Source organism: Marinicauda sp. Alg238-R41, from assembly GCF_947331485.1.
In the GTDB taxonomy this organism is placed as follows: domain Bacteria; phylum Pseudomonadota; class Alphaproteobacteria; order Caulobacterales; family Maricaulaceae; genus Marinicauda; species Marinicauda pacifica.
Window position 1 is genome coordinate 139,812 of the sequence record NZ_CAMZOJ010000001.1, and the last position, 20,321, is coordinate 160,132.

Here is a 20,321-nt window from a genome sequence, read left to right on the forward strand (position 1 = left end):
GGCGGCAAACCGCGCGGCGGAAAGACGAGCCCTCGCTACAGAGTTTCGTTGACATTTTGCCTGCGGCGATGTGGTTGGGCTAAAGCTCCGGGCGCCATGCCCGGCGTCCATCCTTCCACCGCTTGAAACCCTGAGGCGTGTTGCCGTGTCCCGTTCCGCTCTCGACGTGTCCCAAACCAAAGACTTCCCTGCCTGGTATCAGGCTGCCGTGCGTGAGGCGGACCTGGCCGAGGAGTCCGGCGTTCGCGGATGCATGATCATCAAGCCCTGGGGCAACGGGCTGTGGGAGCGCATGAAAGCGATCCTGAACGGTGCGATCGAAGCGACCGGGCACGAGAACTGCTACTTTCCGATGCTCATTCCGCTGAAGCATTTCGAGCAGGAAGCCCAGCACGTGGACGGCTTCGCCAAGGAGATGGCGGTGGTCACCCACCACCGGCTCAAGGTGATCGACGGCAAGCTTCAGCCCGATCCTGAAGCCAAGCTCGAAGAACCGCTGATCGTGCGCCCGACGTCGGAGACGATCATCGGGTCGGCGATGAGCCGGTGGGTGCGCTCCTACCGCGACCTGCCGCTACTCCTGAACCAGTGGGCCAATGTGATGCGCTGGGAAATGCGCCCGCGCATGTTCCTGCGCACGAGCGAATTTCTCTGGCAGGAAGGCCATACCGCCCATGTCGACGAGGCCGACGCGATGGCCGAGACCGAGCGCATGCTCGGCGTCTACCGAGATTTCGCGGTCCACGCGCTCGCCCTGCCGGTGATAGACGGGCATAAGCCGGAGCATGAACGCTTCCCCGGTGCGGTAGAAACCCTGACCATCGAGGCGATGATGCGGGACGGAAAGGCGCTGCAATCGGGAACCTCGCATTATCTCGGAACCAATTTTGCCAGGGCGCAGAACATCCAGTTCCAGGACGACCAGGGTGAATGGAAACACGCGCACACGACGAGCTGGGGACTTTCCACCCGGATGATCGGCGCTGTCATCATGGCCCATGGCGATGATGACGGTCTTCGCCTGCCGCCGCGTGTCGCCCCTCAGCAAGTCATTCTAGTGCCCATGCTCAAGGGCGGGGACGCCGACGAGGCGATCAAAACATACTGCCAGGAGCTGGCCGAGGCGCTTCGCGCGCAATCGGTCTTTGGCGAACCGGTGCGGGTCCGCGTCGACCTGGACGCCGACAAGGCCCAGAACAAGCGCTGGCGCTGGGTCAAGAAGGGGGCGCCGCTGATCTGCGAGATCGGCGCGCGCGACGTTGAGAACGGCAAGGTCGCCTTCCTGCGCCGCGATGCGCTGCGCACCGAGGACGGCAAAATCAACAGCCAGATCGTCGAACGTGCGGACTTCCCGGCCATGGCGGCCGCGGCACTGGCCGAGATTCACACCGCCCTCTATGACCGGGCGAGCGCTTTCCTGGCCGAGCACACCCACCAGGTCGAGAGCTTCGAGGACATGGTTGCCCTGTTCAAATCAGGTGAGCCCGCCTTTGCCAAGCTGGCCTGGAGCCGGCCGACCGGCGACGCGCTGGAAACCGTCATCAAGCGCCTGAAGGACCATCAGCTGACCGTACGCGTCGCCCCGTTCGACCAGGGCGAGATTCGCGGCAGCTGCGTGTTCACCGGCGACAAAGCCGTGGAGAACATCATCGTCGCCAAGTCCTACTGAGGTCCGAAGGACGGCGCAGATGCGATGTTATCCCGGCATGATCGCCGTGCGCAGAGCCGCGATGAGTCCGCTATTCGCGCATATCGGTCCACTGTTTCCATGACCTCAGACCGTTACCCCCGTGACGGTTTCCGTGGCGCCCGTCCGGTTATAATTCTACGGACAGACGGGGAGAAGACGAGCGGCTGACCCGGGGATAGCGATCGGCCCCGCCTGTCGCGTTCCGTCCCCCGCGCGCCTATTCCTCGCCGGGCCGGTAGATCTCGACCGCTGCGCGGCGCACCGCCGCCTCGCTCATCGGCACGGGGCGCAGGCCCTCGCGCGAAAACATCTCCATCTGGGTGGTGTAGTGATCGGCACCGGGGCGGTTGGATGCGCCGTACTGGTGCGTGGCCAGAACCGATTGTGTGCCGTCCTCGCGCCATTCCACGATGTAGGTCAGCCCGTCGCCGGCCACCATGCGCAGCGTGCCGTCCTCGCGAGGCTGGCCATAGACCGCGCGCAGCGTGTCCGGCCCGCCATCGAGCGGCAGATTCACCTCGCCGCGGATCAGCCGGTTGATCTCGCCCCATTCGGGATCGATCCGCCCGTGATGGGCCGTCAGCCACTCGACCGCACGCGGGAAAGCGGTCTCCAGCTCGGCCAGCACGTCCTCGCCCTCGGTCATGTAGTAGGTCATGAGGACCAGGCCCGCGCCGCGGTTTTCGCGCGAGGCCGAGAGGGTCCAGGCCCCGGCGCGTTCCGCGGCCTCGCGCACTGCGGCGTCCTCGAAGGGCGTGGACGCAATCGCGTCGCGCAATTGCGCGGCCAGGCTCTCCTCGTCGTAGGCGTCGTCGTATTTGATCTGGATCAGCTCGCCCTGCGTGGTCCGCCCGTCCGGATCTCTGGCCAGAAGCGAAGTGGCACGCAGGGCCCGGTTGGTCATGTTGGTCTCGATCCCGAACTCGGCCGGGTAGTCGGCCGGATCGGGATCGTCCGCGCCCAGCGTCACCTCAAACGGGGAATGATTGGCGTCCAGCACGTATCCCGCGTCCGGCTCGATCATGTGCGGCAGGGCCGAGACCGGCGCGAAATCATCCCAGATCAGGTCCGAGCGGTCGCCTGGCAAAACGCCGGTCCAGTCCACACCGGCATCGGCAAGACGATCGGGCATGCGCGCGACATAGAAGCGGGCGATGCGCCCCTGCCGGTCGGCGACGATGCGATTGGTATTGCCCATCGCGCCCATCTCAAGGGCATTCTCGAACTCGGCCAGGGTGCGCGCCTTCATCATCGCGAAGGCCTGCTCGCCAAAGCGGATATCGCCCATCGTGGCGTGACGTACCGCAAAGCTGCCGTGGTCGGCGTGCAGGACCGGGCCATGCGCCGACCAGTCGGCGGGCCGCGTGACCTGCCAGGCGAACGGGCCGAACAGGCGCACCGTCATGCGCGCGGTGCGGCGATCGAAATCGCGCATCTCGCCATCGAGTTCGTAGCTGTCGCCATCTTCGGAGACGGTCAGCGCGTAGACATCGATCAGGTCGGGATAATTGACCGTGGCGGCGTATCCGAGATCGGGGTTGGTGCCCAGATGCAGGACGGGCGCGCCGGGAAACAGGCCGCCGGCAAAGTTCAGGCCCTCGCCGCTGATGAGATGGCTCTCATACCAGGCCAGCGCACCGTCGGTGGGCTGGTGGGAATTGACGATCAGGCGCGTCGCGCCATCCGCGGAGCGCGACGGGGCAATCGCGAAGGCGTTCGATCCCAGCGCGACATTCGACCCCTCCTGCAAGAACACCTGCAGCGCCTGGCCCTGCGCGGGGTCGCGCTCGGCCTGCGGCGCCATGATCTCGGCGACGGTGTCGCCGAAGCCGTAAAACAGCGGGCTGAAGAAGGACGACAGCGCGACCACGTCCTGTCCGGTCACAGGGAAGAGATCGCGCGAGACCCGCTCGCCGGGATGATTGGCCGCGTAGAGATTGAGCCCGGCCGCATAGCCCTCGGCGAAGGCGCGCGCCTCCTGCGACAGTTCGCTTTCATAACCCGCCTCGACATCCTCGCGGATGCGAAGCAGCTGGACCAGATAGCTGGTGCGCGCCTCCTCCTCGTTCGCGGCGATCATCCCCGCGCCGAGACCGGCGCGCAGCGAAGCCTGGATGGTCTCGAAATCGTCCTCGGCATGAGCGTAGGCGAGCCCGAAGGCGGCATCGGCGTCGCTGACCCCGATGATGCGCGGCACGCCCCATTCGTCGCGCACGATCTCCGCAGAATAGCCGGCGGCCATCTCGCGGGCGGCCTCGGGATCGAAGTCGCGTTCCAGTCCCGGCGTCAGGCGCAGCCCGAGGGCGAACGCGGCGACGAGGGCGGCGGCGAGCACGGCCGCCAGCCCGAATCCGACAAATCGAAGCATGCCCATTTTCCTCCCGCTGGATTTTTATCGCGCAAGGTTAGGCGCACAGCCCGAACAGGCAAGCGAACAATGTTCACAACTTTCGCAAGACACGGCGGCAGCACAGGTCCGAACCGGCTTGAAATCGCCGCGCGGGGGATCACCCTTGACCTTTGCGCGCCCCCCGTGTTGGCTCTGCGCGGCTTTTGCGGGGGTAAATGCTCTCATTTCGCACGCCTCATCACGGCCGGACGGCCTGACGAGGCGAGCACGCACACAGGGTCCTCGACCCGGCCATGGCGCAAGAGCGCTGGCTGGCACTTCGCCGGTTCGATCAGTTTTGTGAATTGGAAACGGACACAGACATGGATTTTGGAACGGGCGTTTCGCTCGCCGCCTATTTTCTCATCATGATCGGGATCGGGCTCTACGGCTTCAGAGAATCCACCGACGATTCCTCGGGATATCTGCTGGGCGGGCGCAAGCTCGGACCGGCGGTCGTCTCGCTCTCGGCCGGGGCATCGGACATGTCCGGCTGGATGCTGCTCGGCCTTCCCGGCGCGATGTTCGTCACCGGCATGAGTGCGGCCTGGATCGCGATCGGCCTGCTGCTCGGGGCGCTGGCCAACTATCTCATCGTGGCGCCGCGCCTGCGCGTCTATACCGAGACGGCGAGCGACGCGATCACCATTCCGGACTATTTCGAGAAGCGGTTCGACGACAAGACGCGCCTGCTTCGCGTCATCTCCTCCATCGTCATCATCATCTTCTTCACCCTCTACACCTCGTCCGGCGTCGTGGCCGGCGGCAAGCTGTTCGATTCCGCCTTCGGCCTGCCCTACACGCTCGGCCTGACCGTCACCGCCGGCGTGGTCGTGCTCTATACCCTGCTGGGCGGCTTCATGGCCGTGTCCATGACCGACTTCGTGCAGGGCGTGATCATGTTCATCGCCCTGGTCATGGTGCCCATCGTGGCCCTGACCGGCATTGGTGGATTCGAGGGGCTGAGCGACACGCTGAACAATATCGACCCGGCGAGGGCCGAGGAGCTCAGTCTCGCCGACACCTGGTCCTTCTCGCTGATGGGCGGGGTCGGCATTGTCGGCATCATCTCGGCGATGAGCTGGGGTCTGGGCTATTTCGGCCAGCCGCACATCATCGTGCGCTTCATGGCCATCCGCTCGCACAAGGACATCCCGACTGCGCGCAATATCGGGATGAGCTGGATGCTCGTTACCATCGTCGGGTCGCTGGCGACCGGCCTGGTGGGCCTGGCCTACGTTCTCCAGAACGGTACCCCGGAAAACTATCTGGTCGACGGGGCATTCGACGGGGAGACGATCTTCATCGTGCTCTCGCAGATCCTGTTCAATCCCTATATCGCCGGCTTCCTGCTGGCGGCCATCCTGGCGGCGATCATGTCCACGATCTCCTCCCAGCTTCTGGTCTCGTCCAGCTCGCTGACCGAGGATTTCTACAAGATCTTCCTGCGCCGCGGGGCGAGCCAGAAAGAGCTGGTGCTGGTTGGACGCATCGCGGTCGTCGTGGTCGCCATCGTCGCCTGCCTGCTGGCGCTCGATCCGGACTCCAACGTGCTGACGCTGGTGTCCAATGCCTGGGCCGGCTTCGGCGCGGCCTTCGGCCCGCTTGTCATCCTGTCCCTGTTCTGGAACCGCATGACACGCTGGGGCGCGCTGGCCGGGATGATTACCGGCGCCGTCACCGTTCTGGTCTGGACCTATGTGCCGCTGATGCCGACCGAGGCGGGTCTCGTCCCGTTCAACGATGCGCTCTACTCCATCGTGCCCGGCTTCATCCTGAGCACGCTGACCATCCTCGGTGTCAGCCTGATCACCCCCGGCCCCAAGGCCGGCGTGATGGACACCCATGCCGATGTCGAAGGCCAGATGCGGAGCTAGGCCCGCAAGCCTTCATCGCGACTGCAGCAGCCGTCCCGGCCATACCGGGGCGGCTGTTTGCCGTTAAGGGCCCCAGCCTTGCAATCGCCGGTGCGGATCAATAATCACACAGGTTCAGTTTGCCGCCCGCAGCCGCTCCGGCGCGCGGGACTTCAACGACGTAATAAAGAAAGTATGCGCGATGAGCGGATCATCCTCGCAGGAGTCCAAATCCAAGACCCATTTTCCCGTGCTCGACAGCCCGGTGAACCTGCCTGCGATCGATCGCGAGATTCAGCAATTCTGGAAAGCGGACGACACGTTCCGCGCCTCGGTCAGCGAGCGGCCCGAGAACGACCAGTTCGTCTTCTATGACGGCCCGCCCTTCGCCAACGGCCTGCCCCATTACGGCCACCTCCTGACCGGCTTCGCCAAGGACATCATCCCGCGCTACCAGACCATGAAGGGCAAGCGGGTCGAGCGCCGCTTCGGCTGGGACACCCATGGCCTGCCCGCAGAGCTGGCCGCGGAGAAGGAGCTGGGCATTTCCGGGCGCAAGGCCATCGTGGAAATGGGCATCGACAAGTTCAACGCGGCGGCGCGCGAAGGCGTGATGAAGTACGCGGCCGAGTGGGAGGAATATGTCACCCGCGCCGCGCGCTGGGTCGATTTCGAGAACGACTACAAGACGCTCGACACCACTTTCATGGAAAGCGGGCTGTGGGCGTTCAAGCAGCTCTGGGAGAAGGGGCTGGTCTACAAGGACTATCGCGTCGTGCCCTATAGCTGGGCGGTGGAATCCCCGCTGTCGAACTTCGAGACCCGGCTCGACAACTCCTACCGTAACCGCACCGATCCGGCCGTCACGATCGGCTTCGAGATCGAGGCGGGCCAGGGCGATCTGTCCGGCGCGAAATTCCTGATCTGGACGACGACGCCCTGGACCCTGCCGTCCAACCTGGCGTGCGCGGCGGGAGCCGACATCACCTACGCGATCATGGAAAAGGATGGCGAGCGCCTGATCCTGTCGGCCAACGCGCTGGAAAAATACAAGAAGCAGCTCGAAGGCTATGAGCAGACCGGCAGCGTACAGGGCCGCGAACTGGAAGGCCTGCGCTACGATCCGCCCTTCCCCTATTTCAAGGGCCGGTTCGAGAACGCGCATCAGATCCTGCTCGCCGACTTCGTCACCGACGAGGACGGCACGGGGATCGTGCACATGGCCCCCGGCTTTGGCGAGGACGATTTGACCGCCTGCCGCGCGGCGGGCATCGGCGTGGTCGTGCCGGTCGATGCGGCCGGGCGCTATACCAGCGAGGTGCCCGACTATGAGGGCATGCTGGTGTTCGACGCCAACAAGCCGATCATGCAGCGCATGAAGGAAGAGGGAAAACTCTTCCGCCACGACACCTACGACCACAATTACCCCCATTGCTGGCGCACCGACGAGCCGCTGATCTACAAGGCGGTGGAGAGCTGGTATGTGCGCGTGTCGGACTTCCGCGAGCGCATGGTCGAGCTGAACGAGCAGATCAACTGGGAGCCTTCCCACGTCAAGCACGGCATTTTCGGCAACTGGCTGGCGGGCGCGCAGGACTGGAACATCTCGCGCTCGCGCTTCTGGGGTACGCCGATCCCGGTCTGGGTCAGCGACGACCCGGACTATCCGCGCGTCGATGTGTATGGCTCGATCGAAGAGCTGGAAGCCGAGTTCGGGGTCGAGATCACCGATCTGCACCGGCCCTATATCGACGAGCTGACCCGGCCCAACCCGGACGATCCCACCGGCAAGTCGACCATGCGCCGCGTGCCCGAAGTGTTCGACGTCTGGTTCGATTCCGGCTCCATGCCGTTTGCCCAGGTCCACTACCCGTTCGAGAACAAGGACTGGTTCGAGACCAATTTCCCGGCCGACTTCATCGTGGAATACGTCGCCCAGACGCGCGGCTGGTTCTATACGCTGATGGTGCTGTCCACGATGCTGTTCGATAGTCCGCCGTTCAAGAACGCGATCTGTCACGGCGTGGTGCTGGACGAGAACAAGCAGAAGCTGTCCAAACGCCTGCGCAACTATCCCGACCCGCTGGAATTCTTCGATTCCTACGGCTCGGACATCATGCGCTGGTTCCTGTGCTCCTCGCCGGTGCTGCAGGGCGGCAACCTCCTGGTGCCCAAGGAATCGCGCGAGATCGCGGCGGTCGGGCGCGAGGCGATCCAGCCCTTCCTGAACGCCTATTCCTTCTTCTCGCTCTACGCCAATCTGGAAGAGCGCCGCCCCCGGCTGATCGAGAATGCCGAGGAGGCGCTCGACCGCTATATCCTGACCAAGGCGGGCGAGCTCGCCCAGTCGGTGTCCGGCGCGCTGGACGCGTTCGACATCCCGCGCGCGCACGCCGAAGCCTCCAGCTTCTTCGACGCGCTGACCAACTGGTATATCCGCCGCAGCCGCGCCCGCTTCTGGGGCACGACCGAGCAGGCCTCGCGCAATGGCGCCTTCGACACGCTCTACACCGTGCTGGTCCAGACGGCGAAGGTGATGGCGCCGCTGATGCCGATCGTCGCGGAGAAGATCTACAAGAACCTGACCGGCGAGCGCTCGGTGCACCTGGCGCTGTGGCCGACGGCGGACGCCTTTGCCCAGGACCATGCGCTGTCGCGCTCCATGGACCTGGTGCGCAGCGCGTGCTCGGCGGCATTGGCCGTGCGCGAACGCTTCCGCCTGCGCGTGCGCCTGCCGCTCAAATCGCTGACCCTGGTTCACGCCGACGCGGAAAACATGGCGCCCTTCACCGACCTGATCGCGGAAGAGCTGAATGTGCGCGACGTGCGCCTGTCCACCGATCTGGGCGCGCACGGCTCGCTGGAGCTGAAGGTCGATCCGCGCATCGGCAAGCGTCTCGGCCCGGCGATGAAGACGGTGATGACCGCCTCCAGGCAGGGCGAGTTCACGCTGAATGACGACGGCACGGCGAGCGTGGCCGGCGAGACGCTTTCCGCCGACGAGTTCGAGATGCGGGTGGTGACCCCGGACGGCAGCGCCGCCGAACCCTTCGCGGGCACCGGCGCCATCGTGCTCGACATCTCGGTGGACGAGGACCAGGAGCATGAGGGCCTCGCCCGCGACCTGAACCGGGAAATCCAGACCGCGCGCAAGGAGATGGACCTCGATCTCAGCCAGCGTATCGCGATTTCCTACGATGCCTCCGACCGCTGGGCGCAGATCATCGAGAGCCACAACGCGTTCTTAAAGTCCGAAGCGCTGGCGACCGCGATCGTGCGCGAGCAGGGACTGTCGGCGACGCGCAGCGTGGAGCTTGGCGGCGAGACGGTGCGCCTGTCCATCACCCCGGCGGGGAGCTGACCCACACGCGATGCGCGATCCGGTCGACAGCTTCGACGCCTCCCTGATCGAGCGGTTCGACGACATCATAGACGTGCGCAGCCCGGCCGAGTTCGACGAGGACCACGTGCCGGGCGCAATCAACCTGCCCGTGCTCGACAATGAGGAGCGGGCGAAGGTCGGCTATACCTACAAGCAGGTCTCCCGTTTCGAGGCGCGGCGCATGGGCGCGGCGCTGGTCTCGCGCAATATCGCCCGTCATCTCGAAACCGCGCTGGCGGACAGACCGGCCGGATACACGCCGCTCATCTATTGCTGGCGCGGCGGGCAGCGCTCGAGCTCGATGGCACTGATCATGACGCAGGTGGGCTGGCCCGCGGCCACGCTGAAGGGCGGCTACAAGACCTATCGCAGCCACATCCAGACCGCGCTCTATGGCGACATGCCTTTGCCGCCCGTCATCCTGCTGGACGGCAATACGGGGACGGGCAAGACCGCGCTTTTGCCGCTTCTGGACGCGCTTGGAGTCCAGACGCTGGACCTGGAAGGCCTGGCGCGCCATCGCGGGTCGATCTTCGGCGGGCTCGGCCTCGACGCCCAGCCGAGCCAGAAGGGATTTGAAAGCGCGCTATGGCATGCCCTGTCACGGCTCGACCCGGAGCGGCCCGTCATCGTGGAAGCCGAATCCAGCAAGGTCGGCCTGCGCACACTTCCCCCCGTGCTGTGGCAGGCGATGGAGGCGGCCCCGCGCATCGAGGTCCGCGCGCCGGTCGCCGCGCGCGCCCGTCACCTGGTCGAGGCCTATCCAGAATTGTGCGCCAACGGCGAGCGGCTCGACGCCTGCCTGCTGGCGCTTAAAGAGCATGCCGGCAAGGCGCGCGTCGCCGAGTGGCAGGATCTGGCCGAAGCCGGGGCGTTCGAAGCCCTCGCCGCCGGGCTGATCGAACACCATTACGACCCGGCCTATGCCCGCTCACGCGCCCGGATCGGCGGAGAGACCCTCGCCACGCTGGAGGCTGACACTCTGGACGCGTCGGGGCTGGAGGCGTTGGCGCGGCGGATCGCCGACGAAGTCAAAGCGGTCCGAACGTGATCGTGGGCGGGCCGAGGACGACCCGGCCTATAATGGCCGCGGCATAGCCTGCCGCTTCGAGCGCGGCGCGGCAGGTTTCGGCCCGGTCGCCGGGCACTCCGGCAAGAAGCCCTCCGGCCGTTTGCGGGTCGAACAGGAGCTGGCCGCGCGGCGAGGCGAGCGGCTTCGCCGACCGGTCCAGCACGCCGCCGGCAGCCGCAAGATTATCGCCATGGATGGAGCTGACGACGCCGGCGGCGATCAGGTCGAGCGCGCCCTCCAGCACCGGCAGCCTATCGAGGTCGATGACGGCCCCGGCCCGGGAGGCGATAAGCATCGCGCCCAGATGACCGGCCAGGCCGAAGCCGGTGATGTCCGTCATCGCGCGGGCGTGAGGGGCAAGCGTGGCGGCGGCCGCACCGCTTTCCTGCTGCATGATCGCGAAGGCAGCGGCAACATCGCGGCCGCGCGCTTTCTGCCGCATCTCGCCGGCCAGCAATGTGCCGGTGCCCAGCGGCTTGGTCAGAATGAGCGCATCGCCGGGCTGGAGGCCGTCCTGACCGATCGCGCCGCCGCGCGGGACCAGACCGGTGGCGGTCAGGCCCACGGTGAACTCGGCGCCTTGCGCAGTATGTCCGCCCACCAGATCGGCCCCGGCCGGCTCCAGCGCGCTCTGCATTCCGGCCAGCACCTCGCGCGCGGTGCGCGACTGGAGCGTGGCCGACTGGGGCGGCAGGGTGAGCGAGGCGAGCCCGGCCTGCGGGGCGGCGCCCATGGCCCAGATGTCGCCCAGCGCATGCACGGCGAGGATGCGCCCGAGCACGTAGCCGTCGTCGGTGAAGGCGCGAAAATGATCGGTCGTGACCACCTGCTCGCCGCTCTCGCCCCAGCGCAGCACCGCCGCGTCGTCGCCTGCGCCCTTCACCGTGTCTGCACGGCGTGGCGGGGCAAGCGCGCCAAGCGCGTCGTCGAGGGCGGAGCGCGCCATTTTCGACCCGCACCCGGCGCACAGCATGTCGCGCCTTTCCATGTCGCGCACGCCCAGCGCGACCGGCCCGCGCACCGCGTCCGGCCCTGTCATGGCGGGCAGGTCGCTCAGGCGGGCCATGAATTTGCGGTCGATCCGGTCCTTCCAGCGCCAGAGCCAGCCCGCCGACAGCGCGATGCCCCATTTTTCCCCGGCCGCGCGCCGCTCGCCCAGGCTGACCAGTTTGAGATAGTCGCGCTGCGGCCGGAAGGCGCGAGGGTCACCGCCCGAGAGGATGGCGGTGAGATTGGCGTGCAGGGCCCGGCCCGCCCGCACCGCATAGACCCCGGCCTTGGGACGCGGCGCATGGGAGAGATGGGCGATGTCGCCTGCGGCCAGGATATGAGGATGGCTGAGGCTGCGCAGCGTCTCGTCCACGGCGATGAAACCGTCTTCCAGTTGAAGGCCGGACGCCTCCAGCCAGTCTGCCGGCCGGGCGCCCGCCGTCGAGGCGGCGAAGCCGGCCCGCACCGTCTCGCCGCTGTCCAGCACAAGCCCCTCCGCCGTCACGCGTTCGGCGGTATGCGAGGTCAGTACGGCGACGCCGCACCGGTCGAGCTGCGTGCGAAGCTGCCGCGCCAGAGCGGGATGCTCGCGCGACATCACCGTCTCATTGCGATCGACGACGCTGACCCGGACCGGCTGCCCGGAGACCTCGCTCAGGCGATGATGCATGGCGAGCGCGAGCTCGCATCCGCCTGCCCCCGCGCCAATCACCGCGGCGTCGGGTTCAGCGCGGCCTTCAGCGACCGCATGTATGTAGTCGTCCCAGGCCTCGGCAAAGGGCTGCATCGGTTTGACCCGCTGCGCACCATCACCCTCTGCCAGACCCGAGCGCGAGGTGATGCCGATATTGATCGAGCAGACGTCGAAATCGAGCGGCGGGCGCCCGGCCAGGCGCAGGCGGCTGGATTCAGGATCGAGCCCGGTGACCTCATCGAGAATGAGCCGCGCCCCGGCAAAGCGCGCAAGCCGCACCAGATCGATCTCGACCTCGTCTGCGGTGTAGTGGCCTGCGACATAGCCGGGCAGCATGCCGGTATAGGGCGCGGTCGGAGCCGGATTGACGAGGGTGACCCGCACGCCGGGCAACGGCTTCATCGCCCACATCCGCAGGAAGACAGCGTGCGCATGGCCGCCGCCCGCCAGAACCAGATCGATCGTGTGAGGTGCCGCAGTCTGCATGGGGCAGGTTTAGCCGAAGCCGGGGCGAGGTCGAAACAAAGCTGACAGACCGCAGTGGGTTTTCGCGCGATCGCGAGCGGTCTGCCCGGTGGCGTGATGCGCCGTCGGCCGGCGTTTGAGCCAGCCCCGCGGGGGCGGCGCACCTTCGCCTGGCCAGCAGTGCACGCCGGGAACCGGCCTCATACCCTCACGTTCTCTATCCTGCACGCCGCGCTCCTGTCGGGCGCGGCGGTTGCCAACAAGGATCAAGAACCATGCGTGCGACATACCCGCAAAGTCTCATCCGGCGCGAGATCACGCGCGCTTCGGCAATCTTCCTGATTGTCGCCGGGGCAGCGCTGGCCGTCACACCGATTCCGCTCGGCGCGTTCATGGTGGCGTTCGGCTTTGCGATGCTGATTCCGGTGAGCGCCTATACCCGCCGCAAGATCCGCGAGACGCGCGAGTGCTACAGCTGGTTCGACAAGGCGATGACGGCGTGTTCGCGCCCGCTGCCGCCGGGCCCGCGCCGGATCATCGACTGGACCCGGCCTCGCTCGCGCGTCGCAGTTGGGAACTAATAATCCACCCGGCTCGTTTGAAGCCCTGTAACGCCCATAGCACCAGGTTTGCAGGAGGACCGATATGCTGAGACTTGCCCTCGCCTTTTTCATCATCGCCATCATTGCGGCGGTGTTCGGTTTCGGTGGCATCGCCGCCGGCGCCGCCACCATCGCCAAATGGCTCTTCTTTATCTTTGTCATTCTGTTCGTCGTCGCGCTTCTGGCTGGCGCCCTTCGCGGACGCAGGCCCTGACCGAACACCCGCTCACACGATCACCATAAGTGACCACTAGGAGACGAAATCCATGAAACGTACCGCATTTATTGTCGCCGCCCTGTCGAGCATCGGTCTTCTGGCCGCCTGTGAAGACGATGGCCCGATGGAAGAAGCCGGCGAAAACGTCGACGAAGCTGTCGAAGATGCCGGCGATGAGCTGGACGGCTAGGCCGCACGCTTATCGGCCACACCTCGAAGGCGGCCGCTTGGACTCGTCCGGGCGGCCGCCTGAGGTTTGAAAGACCTTGAGCATCAGGAGGTGCCCTATGGCTACCCGCACGACCACCCCGAAATCTGATGACGTGGAGTATGACACCGTGAAAGATGATATTGCTTCCCTGCGCAAGGACGTGAACCAACTGGTCAGCGACCTGTCCAAGATCGCCCAGCAGGAAACCGACAAAGGCGTCAAGCGCACGCGCAAGGCCGCCAGCAATGCGGCCGACGAGATCGAAGAGACGACTGACGATGTGCGCGGCTATATCCGTGACAATCCGCTGTCAGCGTGTGGCGCAGCCGTAGGCGTGGGCTTTCTTGCCGCACTCCTCATGCGCAAATAGGAATAGGTGAGCTGTTGCGAATCCTACTTCTGATCGTCGCCGCGCTCGGACCGATCGTGGCGCTGATATTCGGGACACATGCCCTGTGGTACTGGCTGGCCGTCACCTGGACGGTGTCGATCGCCAGCGCCGTTGTGGCCGGTGCCTATCTGCTGCTCGCATCTGCGGCCGCCATTACCTTCCTGTTCCGCCAGGAACAGAAGAAGGAGGAGCCGCCCGCCCCGATTGCCGGTCTCATCGGCCTTCTGGAAGATTCCATCCAGAAAAAGCCGGTCGAGACGGTCGGCGCGATGGTGGCGGTCGGTGTCGTGCTGGGACGCCGGCCCGACCTGCTCATGAAGGTGATCCAGAAAGTTCTGTAATCACCGCAAGAGCGCGGCTGTTCGCCCGGCCCTTTCAGGGTTAGAAGACCGGTCATGAATGAAGGCAGGCTGGTTCTCGTTGCCACCCCGATCGGCAATCTGGAAGACATGAGCTATCGCGCGGTCCGGATCCTGTCCGAGGCCGACACGATCGCAGCCGAAGACACGCGCGTTACCCGCAAGCTGCTCGACCATTACAAGATCGAGCCCAAACGCCTCATCGCCTGCCACGACCATAACGAGCGCGCCAGCGCATCGGGGATCGCCGCGCTCGTCGAGCGCGGCGAAACCGTGGCTCTGGTTTCCGACGCCGGCATGCCGGTCATCAACGATCCGGGATACCGCGTGGTCCAGGCTGTGCGCGAGGCCGGCCTGAAAATCGAGCTGGTTCCCGGCCCTTCGTCAGTACTGGCGGCCCTTGTGCTGTCAGGCTTTGCTCCCGACCGTTTCGTGTTTCTGGGCTTTCCCCCGCGCAAGGAAGGCCAGCGCAAGACCTGGCTGGCCGAAGCGGCACAGTTTCAATGCACGCTGATCGCGATGGAGGCGCCGCACCGCCTGCCCGACCTGCTGCGCGACGCGCGCGAGGTCTATGGCGGCGATGTGGACGCGGCGGTGTGCCGCGAAATCACCAAGACCTACGAAGAAACCGTGCGCGGCACGCTGGATGAGCTCGTTGAGCGCTTCGCCGGGCCGCCGCGCGGGGAGATCATGGTGGTGATCGACGGCGCCACGATCAAGCCGGTCGACATCGAGGCCGTGCGCGCTCAGGCCAAGCCGGTCAGGACCAAGGGCAAGGGCAAGGGCAAACGCCGACTCGCCCAGCAAGAGGCCGCCGCCGAGGCCAGGAAGGCCGCGGCGGGCCGTGATGCGGATACCGATACGCAGACGAACTGAAATCCGGCTTGCCACGAAACATGGCGCCGGATTTCCGCGTTGCCCGGTCAGGCAAGACCGGAGGATCGCGATGGCTCACCCGCTTCATGTTCTGATCCACGAATACGGCTGGATCCATACCGGCATCGGTGTGCTCGGCAACACCGCATTCTTTGCCGGAAGCCTGTTTTTCCTGCCCGCCCTGGAGGCCTACAAGACGGTCGGCGTCTGGCTGTTCATTGTCGGGTCGCTCTTCATGCTGATCGGTGCGGCCGGCAATATGGCGGTCAAATACTGGAACTCCGGCTCCGGTGCGCCGGGCCGGGCGGGACGGCGAGGTAGGCCGTCCCGCCCTGCACGACCCGACTAGGCGCTCTCCCCATGAAGCGCCACGTCGAGACCGGTGACTTCGTCTTCTTCCTCGACCCGCAGCTTGATGAAGCGCTCCATCACCCACAGGATCGCGAAGGTCAGGACCGCGCAGTAGGCCGCCGCGGCCAGCGCGCCCCAGGTCTGGGTCCAGACCAGCAGGGCGTTGCCTTCGATCAGGCCCGGCGTGCCGCCGATCGCGCTGCTGGCGAAGACGCCTGTCAGAATGGCGCCGATGAAGCCGCCCACACCGTGCAGGCCGAACGCATCCAGGCTGTCGTCGAACTTGAGCGCGGATTTGAGATGGTTGACGGCTGCGTACGTCCCGCCTGCGGTGAGCAGGCCGATGGCGACGGCCGCGCCCGGCGAGACGAAGCCGGCCGCCGGCGTGATCCCGACCAGGCCCGCGACGGCGCCCGAGGCCGCGCCCAGCACGCTCGCCTTGCCGCGCAACGCCCATTCCAGGCCCGCCCAGCCGAGCGCCGCAGAGGCCGCCGCGATCTGGGTAACCAGCGCGGCGTGACCGGCCAGCGCATCGGCAGCCAGCGCCGACCCTCCGTTAAATCCGAACCACCCGACCCAGAGCAGGCCCGCCCCGATCACGGTGAGCACGAGATTGTGCGGCGGCTGGCCCTCGTGCGGCCAGCCCCGGCGCGGGCCGAGCTTGAGCGCCAGGATCAGGCCGGCCACGCCGGAGTTGATGTGGACCACCGCGCCGCCGGCAAAGTCGAGAACGCCGGCTTCGCTCAGAAAGCCGCCGCCCCAGACCCAGTGCGCGATGGGCGCGTAAACGGCGATCAGCCAGACCGGCACGAAGATGACCCAGGCCTTGAAGCTCAGACGCTCCGCCGCGGCCCCGGCAATGATCGCCACGGTGATGATCGCGAACGTCATCTGGAACAGCACGAAGACGCTTTCGGGCAGCCCGCCAGAGGCCGAGTCCGGGGTCATGCCCGCCAGCCCGAGCCGGGCGAGCCCGCCCACGAAAATGCCTTCTCCGCCAAACGCGAGCGAATAACCGATCAGGACCCAGGCCAGGGTCACGAGCGCTGCCGCCGTCAGCGACTGCATCAGCGTGGAAAGCACGTTACTGCGCCGGACCATCCCGCCATAGAAGAGCGCGAGACCGGGCACGGTCATCATCAGCACCAGGGCGCAGGCGGTCAGCACCCACGCGACGTCTCCGGCGGCAAAAGCACTCGTTTCCATGGGCTCGCTCCTCGTCAATCGAACGAGCAAAGCCTAGGCAGAGTGGACAGGCCGGGAAGGCAAAGCCGCGATTCTTGTTCGCGACTGCACAAACTTGCCGCATAAAAAAGCACGCCTGCCCGGTTCGCGGGCAGGCGTGCCAAACACGTCGGACGCAGACGCCTAGTCTTCGAGCGCGGCGTCCAGGGTGATCTCGATATCGAGCGCCTTGGAGATCGGGCAACCGGTATTGGCCGCCTCGGCCGCCTCCTTGAAGTCGTCCTCGCTGGCGCCGGGCACCTTGGCCCTGACGGTCAGCGCCGATCTGGTGACGGCAAAGCCGCCCTCGACCTCGTCAAGCGTGACGACCGCCTTGGCGTTGATGACGTCCGCCGTCAGGCCCTTCTGACCCAGGATCATGGACAGGGCCATCGCGTAGCAACCGGCATGCGACGCGCCGAGCAATTCTTCCGGATTGGTCCCGGCTTCATCCTCGAACCGGGTCTTGAAGCCGTAATTATTTCCGTCCAGGACGCCGGACTGGGTGGAAAGGCGGCCCTTGCCGGATTTGAGATCGCCGCTCCAGACCGCAGAGGCATGACGTTTCATGATGTGTCCTTTCCTGTTGATTGATGAGGCCATCAATTGTCTCTGAACAACGCAGCCGGACCTACCAAAGGTTCGTGACAGCTGACATTCGGCGAGACCAGAACAGGATGGCGGCGCTCATGCCCGACCCTTCCGCGCAGGGATATGACGTGATCGTCCTGGGAGCCGGGGCGGCCGGACTGTTCTGTGCGGGCCGGGCGGGACAGCGCGGCCTGTCCTGCTGCGTCGTGGACCACGCGCGCAAGCCGGCCGAGAAGGTTCGGATCTCGGGCGGCGGACGGTGTAATTTCACCAATATCGACACAATGCCCGAGCGTTTCCTGTCGCAGAACCCGCACTTCGCCAAGTCCGCACTGGCACGCTACACGCCGGGCGATTTTCTCGACCTGATGACACGCCACGCCCTGACCTGGCACGAAAAGACGCTGGGCCAGCTTTTCTGCGACCAGAAATCGGGCGCCATTATCGACATGCTGCTGGCCGAACTGGAGGCCGGCGGCGGGGATTTGCGGCTGGACACCGCGATCGAGGCCGTCACCGCCAACGATGACGGTTTCGAGGTCGAGACGCCGCGCGGACGCCTGACGGCGCCCCGCCTGGTCGTGGCCACGGGCGGGCTGTCCATCCCGAAAATGGGGGCGACCGGCTTTGCCTACGAGCTGGCGCGCCGCTTCGGCCACGACATTGTCGAGCCGCGCCCCGGCCTGGTGCCCTTCACGATGGAGGGCGAGGCGCGCGAGGCTTTTGCGGCGATGTCCGGCGTGTCGACCCCGGTGACGGCCCGGGCGGACGGCCCGGCCTTTACCGAGGCGATGCTGTTTACCCATCGCGGCCTGTCCGGACCGGCCATGCTCCAGGTCTCCTCCTACTGGCAGGAGGGCGCGAGCGTGAGCATCGACCTGTTTGCCGGAGCCGACGGGGCGGGCATCCTGAAAGAGCTCAAGGCGGAACACCCGATGAAGTCGCTGGCCGGAGCGCTGGAAACGCGCTTTGCGCGGCGCCTGGTCGACTATCTGGTGGAGAGCGGACGGGTGTCGAATACCGGCCGGCTCGCCGATACCGGTCATCGCGAGCTCGAGACCATCGCCAGCCAGCTTCAATGCTTCGACGTACGCCCGGCGGGGACCGAGGGCTGGCGTACTGCGGAGGTGACGACCGGGGGTATCGACACCGCCGGCCTGTCCTCAAAGACGATGGAAAGCCGTCATCGGCCGGGTCTCTACTTCATCGGCGAATGCGTCGATGTGACCGGCTGGCTCGGCGGCTATAATTTCCAGTGGGCATGGGCAAGCGCCGCGGCGTGTGCCGCGGCGCTCTGAAGTTCTGGTTCGCCGGTCTGGTCGAACGCGCTGCGATCAGGCCGCGCGCTTGTTGACCTTGGTCTCGGCGATTTTGGTCATCTGCTTGTCGCCCTCGGCGGTCTCATCGAGGCATTTCTGGATCGCCTTGGCATCATCGTCATAGCCCAGACGGCGGGCATAGGCGGCGACGCAGCCATAGCCGGCAATCGCGTAGTGAACCATGCGCTGGTATTGCGAGATGATCATCGCGTCGCGCGCATCGTCATCGCTGAATTCGGCATCGAGCGCGTGCGCCTTGGCTTCCTTGACCAGGCCCTGCATGCCCCGGCAGAATTCCTCCGTCGGGTCTTCATTGTGGCTTTTCACCAGCTTGGACATGGTTTCCAGGCCTTCGCCGATGCCTTTGACGCCGCGGCTCAGCGCATCGGTCAGCTCCTGGCTGCTGGCGGCGTTTTCAAGCAGGCGCGTGACTTCGAGCGATTGCTTGTTCGCGCTGTAGATATCCTGCAGCTGGTCGATATAGACGTCCTTGAGCGAAGAAAGCGCCATGAAAGGCCTCCATTGGAATGCGGGACGGGAATGCCGGCTCTTGCCGGCGGGGTTGCCTGAATAACGGTCTCACCCGGTCGTGCGTTCCAAGTCCGGCCGGGCCGCGCTCACCCGGTCCTTTCCCAAGTCCTCCCACGCTATAATTCGTCGGCTGCGTCCTCGGCGCGCGCGCCCTCCGCGCGCAGCCAGGAGCGCGCGGCCTGGGCGGGCGCCGACAGACGGCGGCCACGCCGCGTGATCAGGAAATGTGCCGCGTCCATCACATGGTCGCCATCGGCAAAGACCGGGACCAGACGACGGGCCGCCAGCGCCGGTCCGGCCAGGCTGCGCCGGGCGAGCACGACGCCGGCGCCCGCTTCGGCAAGGCTGAGAGCGATCAGACCGTCCTGCGCCTTCAGAGCGGGGGCCGGATCGAGGCCATAGGCACCGCGCCGGGCAAGCCAGGCGCGCCAATCGACATCGAGGCCCGCCTCTTCGATCCGCGGCACCTCTGAAAGGGCCTCGACCTCACCGATGCGCGCTGCCAGTTCCGGCGTCGCCATGGGGGCGAGGATTTCACGGGCCAGCAACTGGCTCTCATAGCCGGCCGGGGCAGCCGCCGCGAAGGCGATGGCCAGCTCTGCACCCCGTTCGAAGACTGCCTCCGGCGGGCCGGTGATCACCGAGACCTTACGCAGGCCCTCCTCGCGCGTCGCCAGGCGCGGAGCCAGCCACGCCGCCGCGAAATCGGCCGGCGCGCCGATGACCAGCTCCACCTCGCCGGACGCTTCGCGCATGGCGCTGGAGGCTTCGCCCATCAGCTCGAACGCGCGGCCCAGCCGGTCGATTCCCGCCGCGCCGCGCTCGGTCAGGCGCACGCCCCGCCCTTCGCGCACGAAAAGCGGCGCGCCGATCAACGCTTCGAGCTGGCGGACCTGCTGGCCGATGGCGGCCGGGGTGACGTTCAATTCCTCGGCGGCGGCCACGAAGCTGCCGCGCCGGGCGGCCGCCTCGAAGGCGCGAAGAGCGTTGAGCGGGGGCAAGGCGGACATGACCGCTCCTTCTAGTGCAAAGTTTTTCTTTCTTCACAGGCTAGATAAGGTCATTTGAGAAAAGAATCCATGTGGGCCATCTCCAAGCTTCAGTCTGGAGG

At 66.1% G+C, this 20,321-nt stretch carries 18 protein-coding genes; 12 read left to right on the forward strand and 6 right to left on the reverse strand.

Annotated features, from left to right (window positions below):
- Positions 1-145: 145 nt before the first annotated feature.
- Positions 146-1,669, forward strand: coding sequence for an aminoacyl--tRNA ligase-related protein (locus PGP17_RS00660; RefSeq protein ID WP_270373732.1), 1,524 nt, complete (start codon positions 146-148; stop codon positions 1,667-1,669).
- 238 nt (positions 1,670-1,907) lie between these two features.
- On the opposite strand, the gene PGP17_RS00665 is transcribed toward PGP17_RS00660, so the two are convergent.
- On the reverse strand, positions 1,908-4,058 hold the full coding sequence (locus tag PGP17_RS00665; RefSeq protein WP_270373733.1) for a penicillin acylase family protein: 2,151 nt from the start codon (positions 4,056-4,058) through the stop codon (positions 1,908-1,910).
- A gap of 344 nt (positions 4,059-4,402) precedes the next feature.
- Between PGP17_RS00665 and putP the strand changes: the two genes are divergently transcribed.
- From putP to mnmH, 3 genes are all read left to right on the forward strand, one after another.
- Positions 4,403-5,956: a sodium/proline symporter PutP gene (gene putP, locus PGP17_RS00670; RefSeq protein WP_135944791.1), complete on the forward strand. Its 1,554-nt coding sequence runs from the start codon at positions 4,403-4,405 to the stop codon at positions 5,954-5,956.
- 181 nt (positions 5,957-6,137) lie between these two features.
- Complete coding sequence (gene ileS, locus PGP17_RS00675; protein WP_270373734.1) at positions 6,138-9,296, forward strand: isoleucine--tRNA ligase; 3,159 nt, start codon at positions 6,138-6,140, stop codon at positions 9,294-9,296.
- 10 nt (positions 9,297-9,306) lie between these two features.
- Positions 9,307-10,368 carry a tRNA 2-selenouridine(34) synthase MnmH gene (gene mnmH / locus PGP17_RS00680; protein ID WP_270373735.1) on the forward strand — a complete coding sequence of 354 codons (1,062 nt, stop codon included), beginning with the start codon at positions 9,307-9,309 and terminating at the stop codon, positions 10,366-10,368.
- On the opposite strand, the gene selD is transcribed toward mnmH, so the two are convergent.
- Positions 10,349-12,559 carry a selenide, water dikinase SelD gene (gene selD, locus PGP17_RS00685; protein WP_270373736.1) on the reverse strand — a complete coding sequence of 737 codons (2,211 nt, stop codon included), beginning with the start codon at positions 12,557-12,559 and terminating at the stop codon, positions 10,349-10,351. The two genes, mnmH and selD, sit on opposite strands and share 20 nt — an antisense overlap.
- A gap of 254 nt (positions 12,560-12,813) precedes the next feature.
- Here selD and PGP17_RS00690 point away from each other — a divergent pair, with 254 nt between their 5' ends.
- The 7 genes from PGP17_RS00690 to PGP17_RS00720 all read left to right on the forward strand — a co-directional run bounded on the left by PGP17_RS00690 (position 12,814) and on the right by PGP17_RS00720 (position 15,543).
- Complete coding sequence (locus tag PGP17_RS00690; RefSeq protein ID WP_135944795.1) at positions 12,814-13,119, forward strand: hypothetical protein; 306 nt, start codon at positions 12,814-12,816, stop codon at positions 13,117-13,119.
- Positions 13,120-13,183: 64 nt separating this feature from the next.
- Positions 13,184-13,354: a DUF1328 family protein gene (locus PGP17_RS00695; protein ID WP_135944796.1), complete on the forward strand. Its 171-nt coding sequence runs from the start codon at positions 13,184-13,186 to the stop codon at positions 13,352-13,354.
- Between the two features lie 52 nt (positions 13,355-13,406).
- Positions 13,407-13,547 (forward strand): hypothetical protein, encoded by a 141-nt coding sequence (locus tag PGP17_RS00700; protein WP_174234997.1) that lies wholly within the window; start codon positions 13,407-13,409, stop codon positions 13,545-13,547.
- Positions 13,548-13,644: 97 nt separating this feature from the next.
- Positions 13,645-13,938 carry a DUF883 family protein gene (locus PGP17_RS00705; RefSeq protein WP_270373738.1) on the forward strand — a complete coding sequence of 98 codons (294 nt, stop codon included), beginning with the start codon at positions 13,645-13,647 and terminating at the stop codon, positions 13,936-13,938.
- Positions 13,939-13,952: 14 nt separating this feature from the next.
- Positions 13,953-14,300: a hypothetical protein gene (locus tag PGP17_RS00710; RefSeq protein ID WP_135944798.1), complete on the forward strand. Its 348-nt coding sequence runs from the start codon at positions 13,953-13,955 to the stop codon at positions 14,298-14,300.
- A 54-nt stretch (positions 14,301-14,354) separates the two neighbouring features.
- A complete protein-coding gene (gene rsmI, locus PGP17_RS00715) occupies positions 14,355-15,194 on the forward strand; it encodes a 16S rRNA (cytidine(1402)-2'-O)-methyltransferase (protein ID WP_270373740.1) in 840 nt (279 codons plus the stop codon).
- A gap of 70 nt (positions 15,195-15,264) precedes the next feature.
- Positions 15,265-15,543, forward strand: coding sequence for a YrhK family protein (locus tag PGP17_RS00720; RefSeq protein ID WP_270373741.1), 279 nt, complete (start codon positions 15,265-15,267; stop codon positions 15,541-15,543).
- Here the strand turns inward: PGP17_RS00720 and PGP17_RS00725 are convergent.
- The gene (locus tag PGP17_RS00725) at positions 15,540-16,751 is read right to left on the reverse strand and encodes an ammonium transporter (RefSeq protein WP_135944801.1); all 1,212 of its coding nucleotides are present in this window, start codon (positions 16,749-16,751) and stop codon (positions 15,540-15,542) included. The genes PGP17_RS00720 and PGP17_RS00725 overlap by 4 nt on opposite strands.
- Before the next feature lie 162 nt (positions 16,752-16,913).
- Positions 16,914-17,339, reverse strand: a complete 426-nt coding sequence (locus PGP17_RS00730; protein ID WP_270373742.1) for an OsmC family protein — start codon at positions 17,337-17,339, stop codon at positions 16,914-16,916.
- Between the two features lie 119 nt (positions 17,340-17,458).
- Between PGP17_RS00730 and PGP17_RS00735 the strand changes: the two genes are divergently transcribed.
- Positions 17,459-18,658 carry an NAD(P)/FAD-dependent oxidoreductase gene (locus tag PGP17_RS00735; protein WP_270373743.1) on the forward strand — a complete coding sequence of 400 codons (1,200 nt, stop codon included), beginning with the start codon at positions 17,459-17,461 and terminating at the stop codon, positions 18,656-18,658.
- Between the two features lie 36 nt (positions 18,659-18,694).
- On the opposite strand, the gene PGP17_RS00740 is transcribed toward PGP17_RS00735, so the two are convergent.
- Together PGP17_RS00740 and PGP17_RS00745 are read right to left on the reverse strand one after the other, a co-directional pair.
- Positions 18,695-19,189, reverse strand: a complete 495-nt coding sequence (locus tag PGP17_RS00740; protein WP_135944804.1) for a DUF892 family protein — start codon at positions 19,187-19,189, stop codon at positions 18,695-18,697.
- Positions 19,190-19,326: 137 nt separating this feature from the next.
- Entirely contained in the window at positions 19,327-20,220 is an 894-nt protein-coding gene (locus tag PGP17_RS00745; RefSeq protein ID WP_270373745.1) for a LysR family transcriptional regulator, read from the reverse strand.
- Between the last annotated feature and the right edge of the window lie 101 nt (positions 20,221-20,321).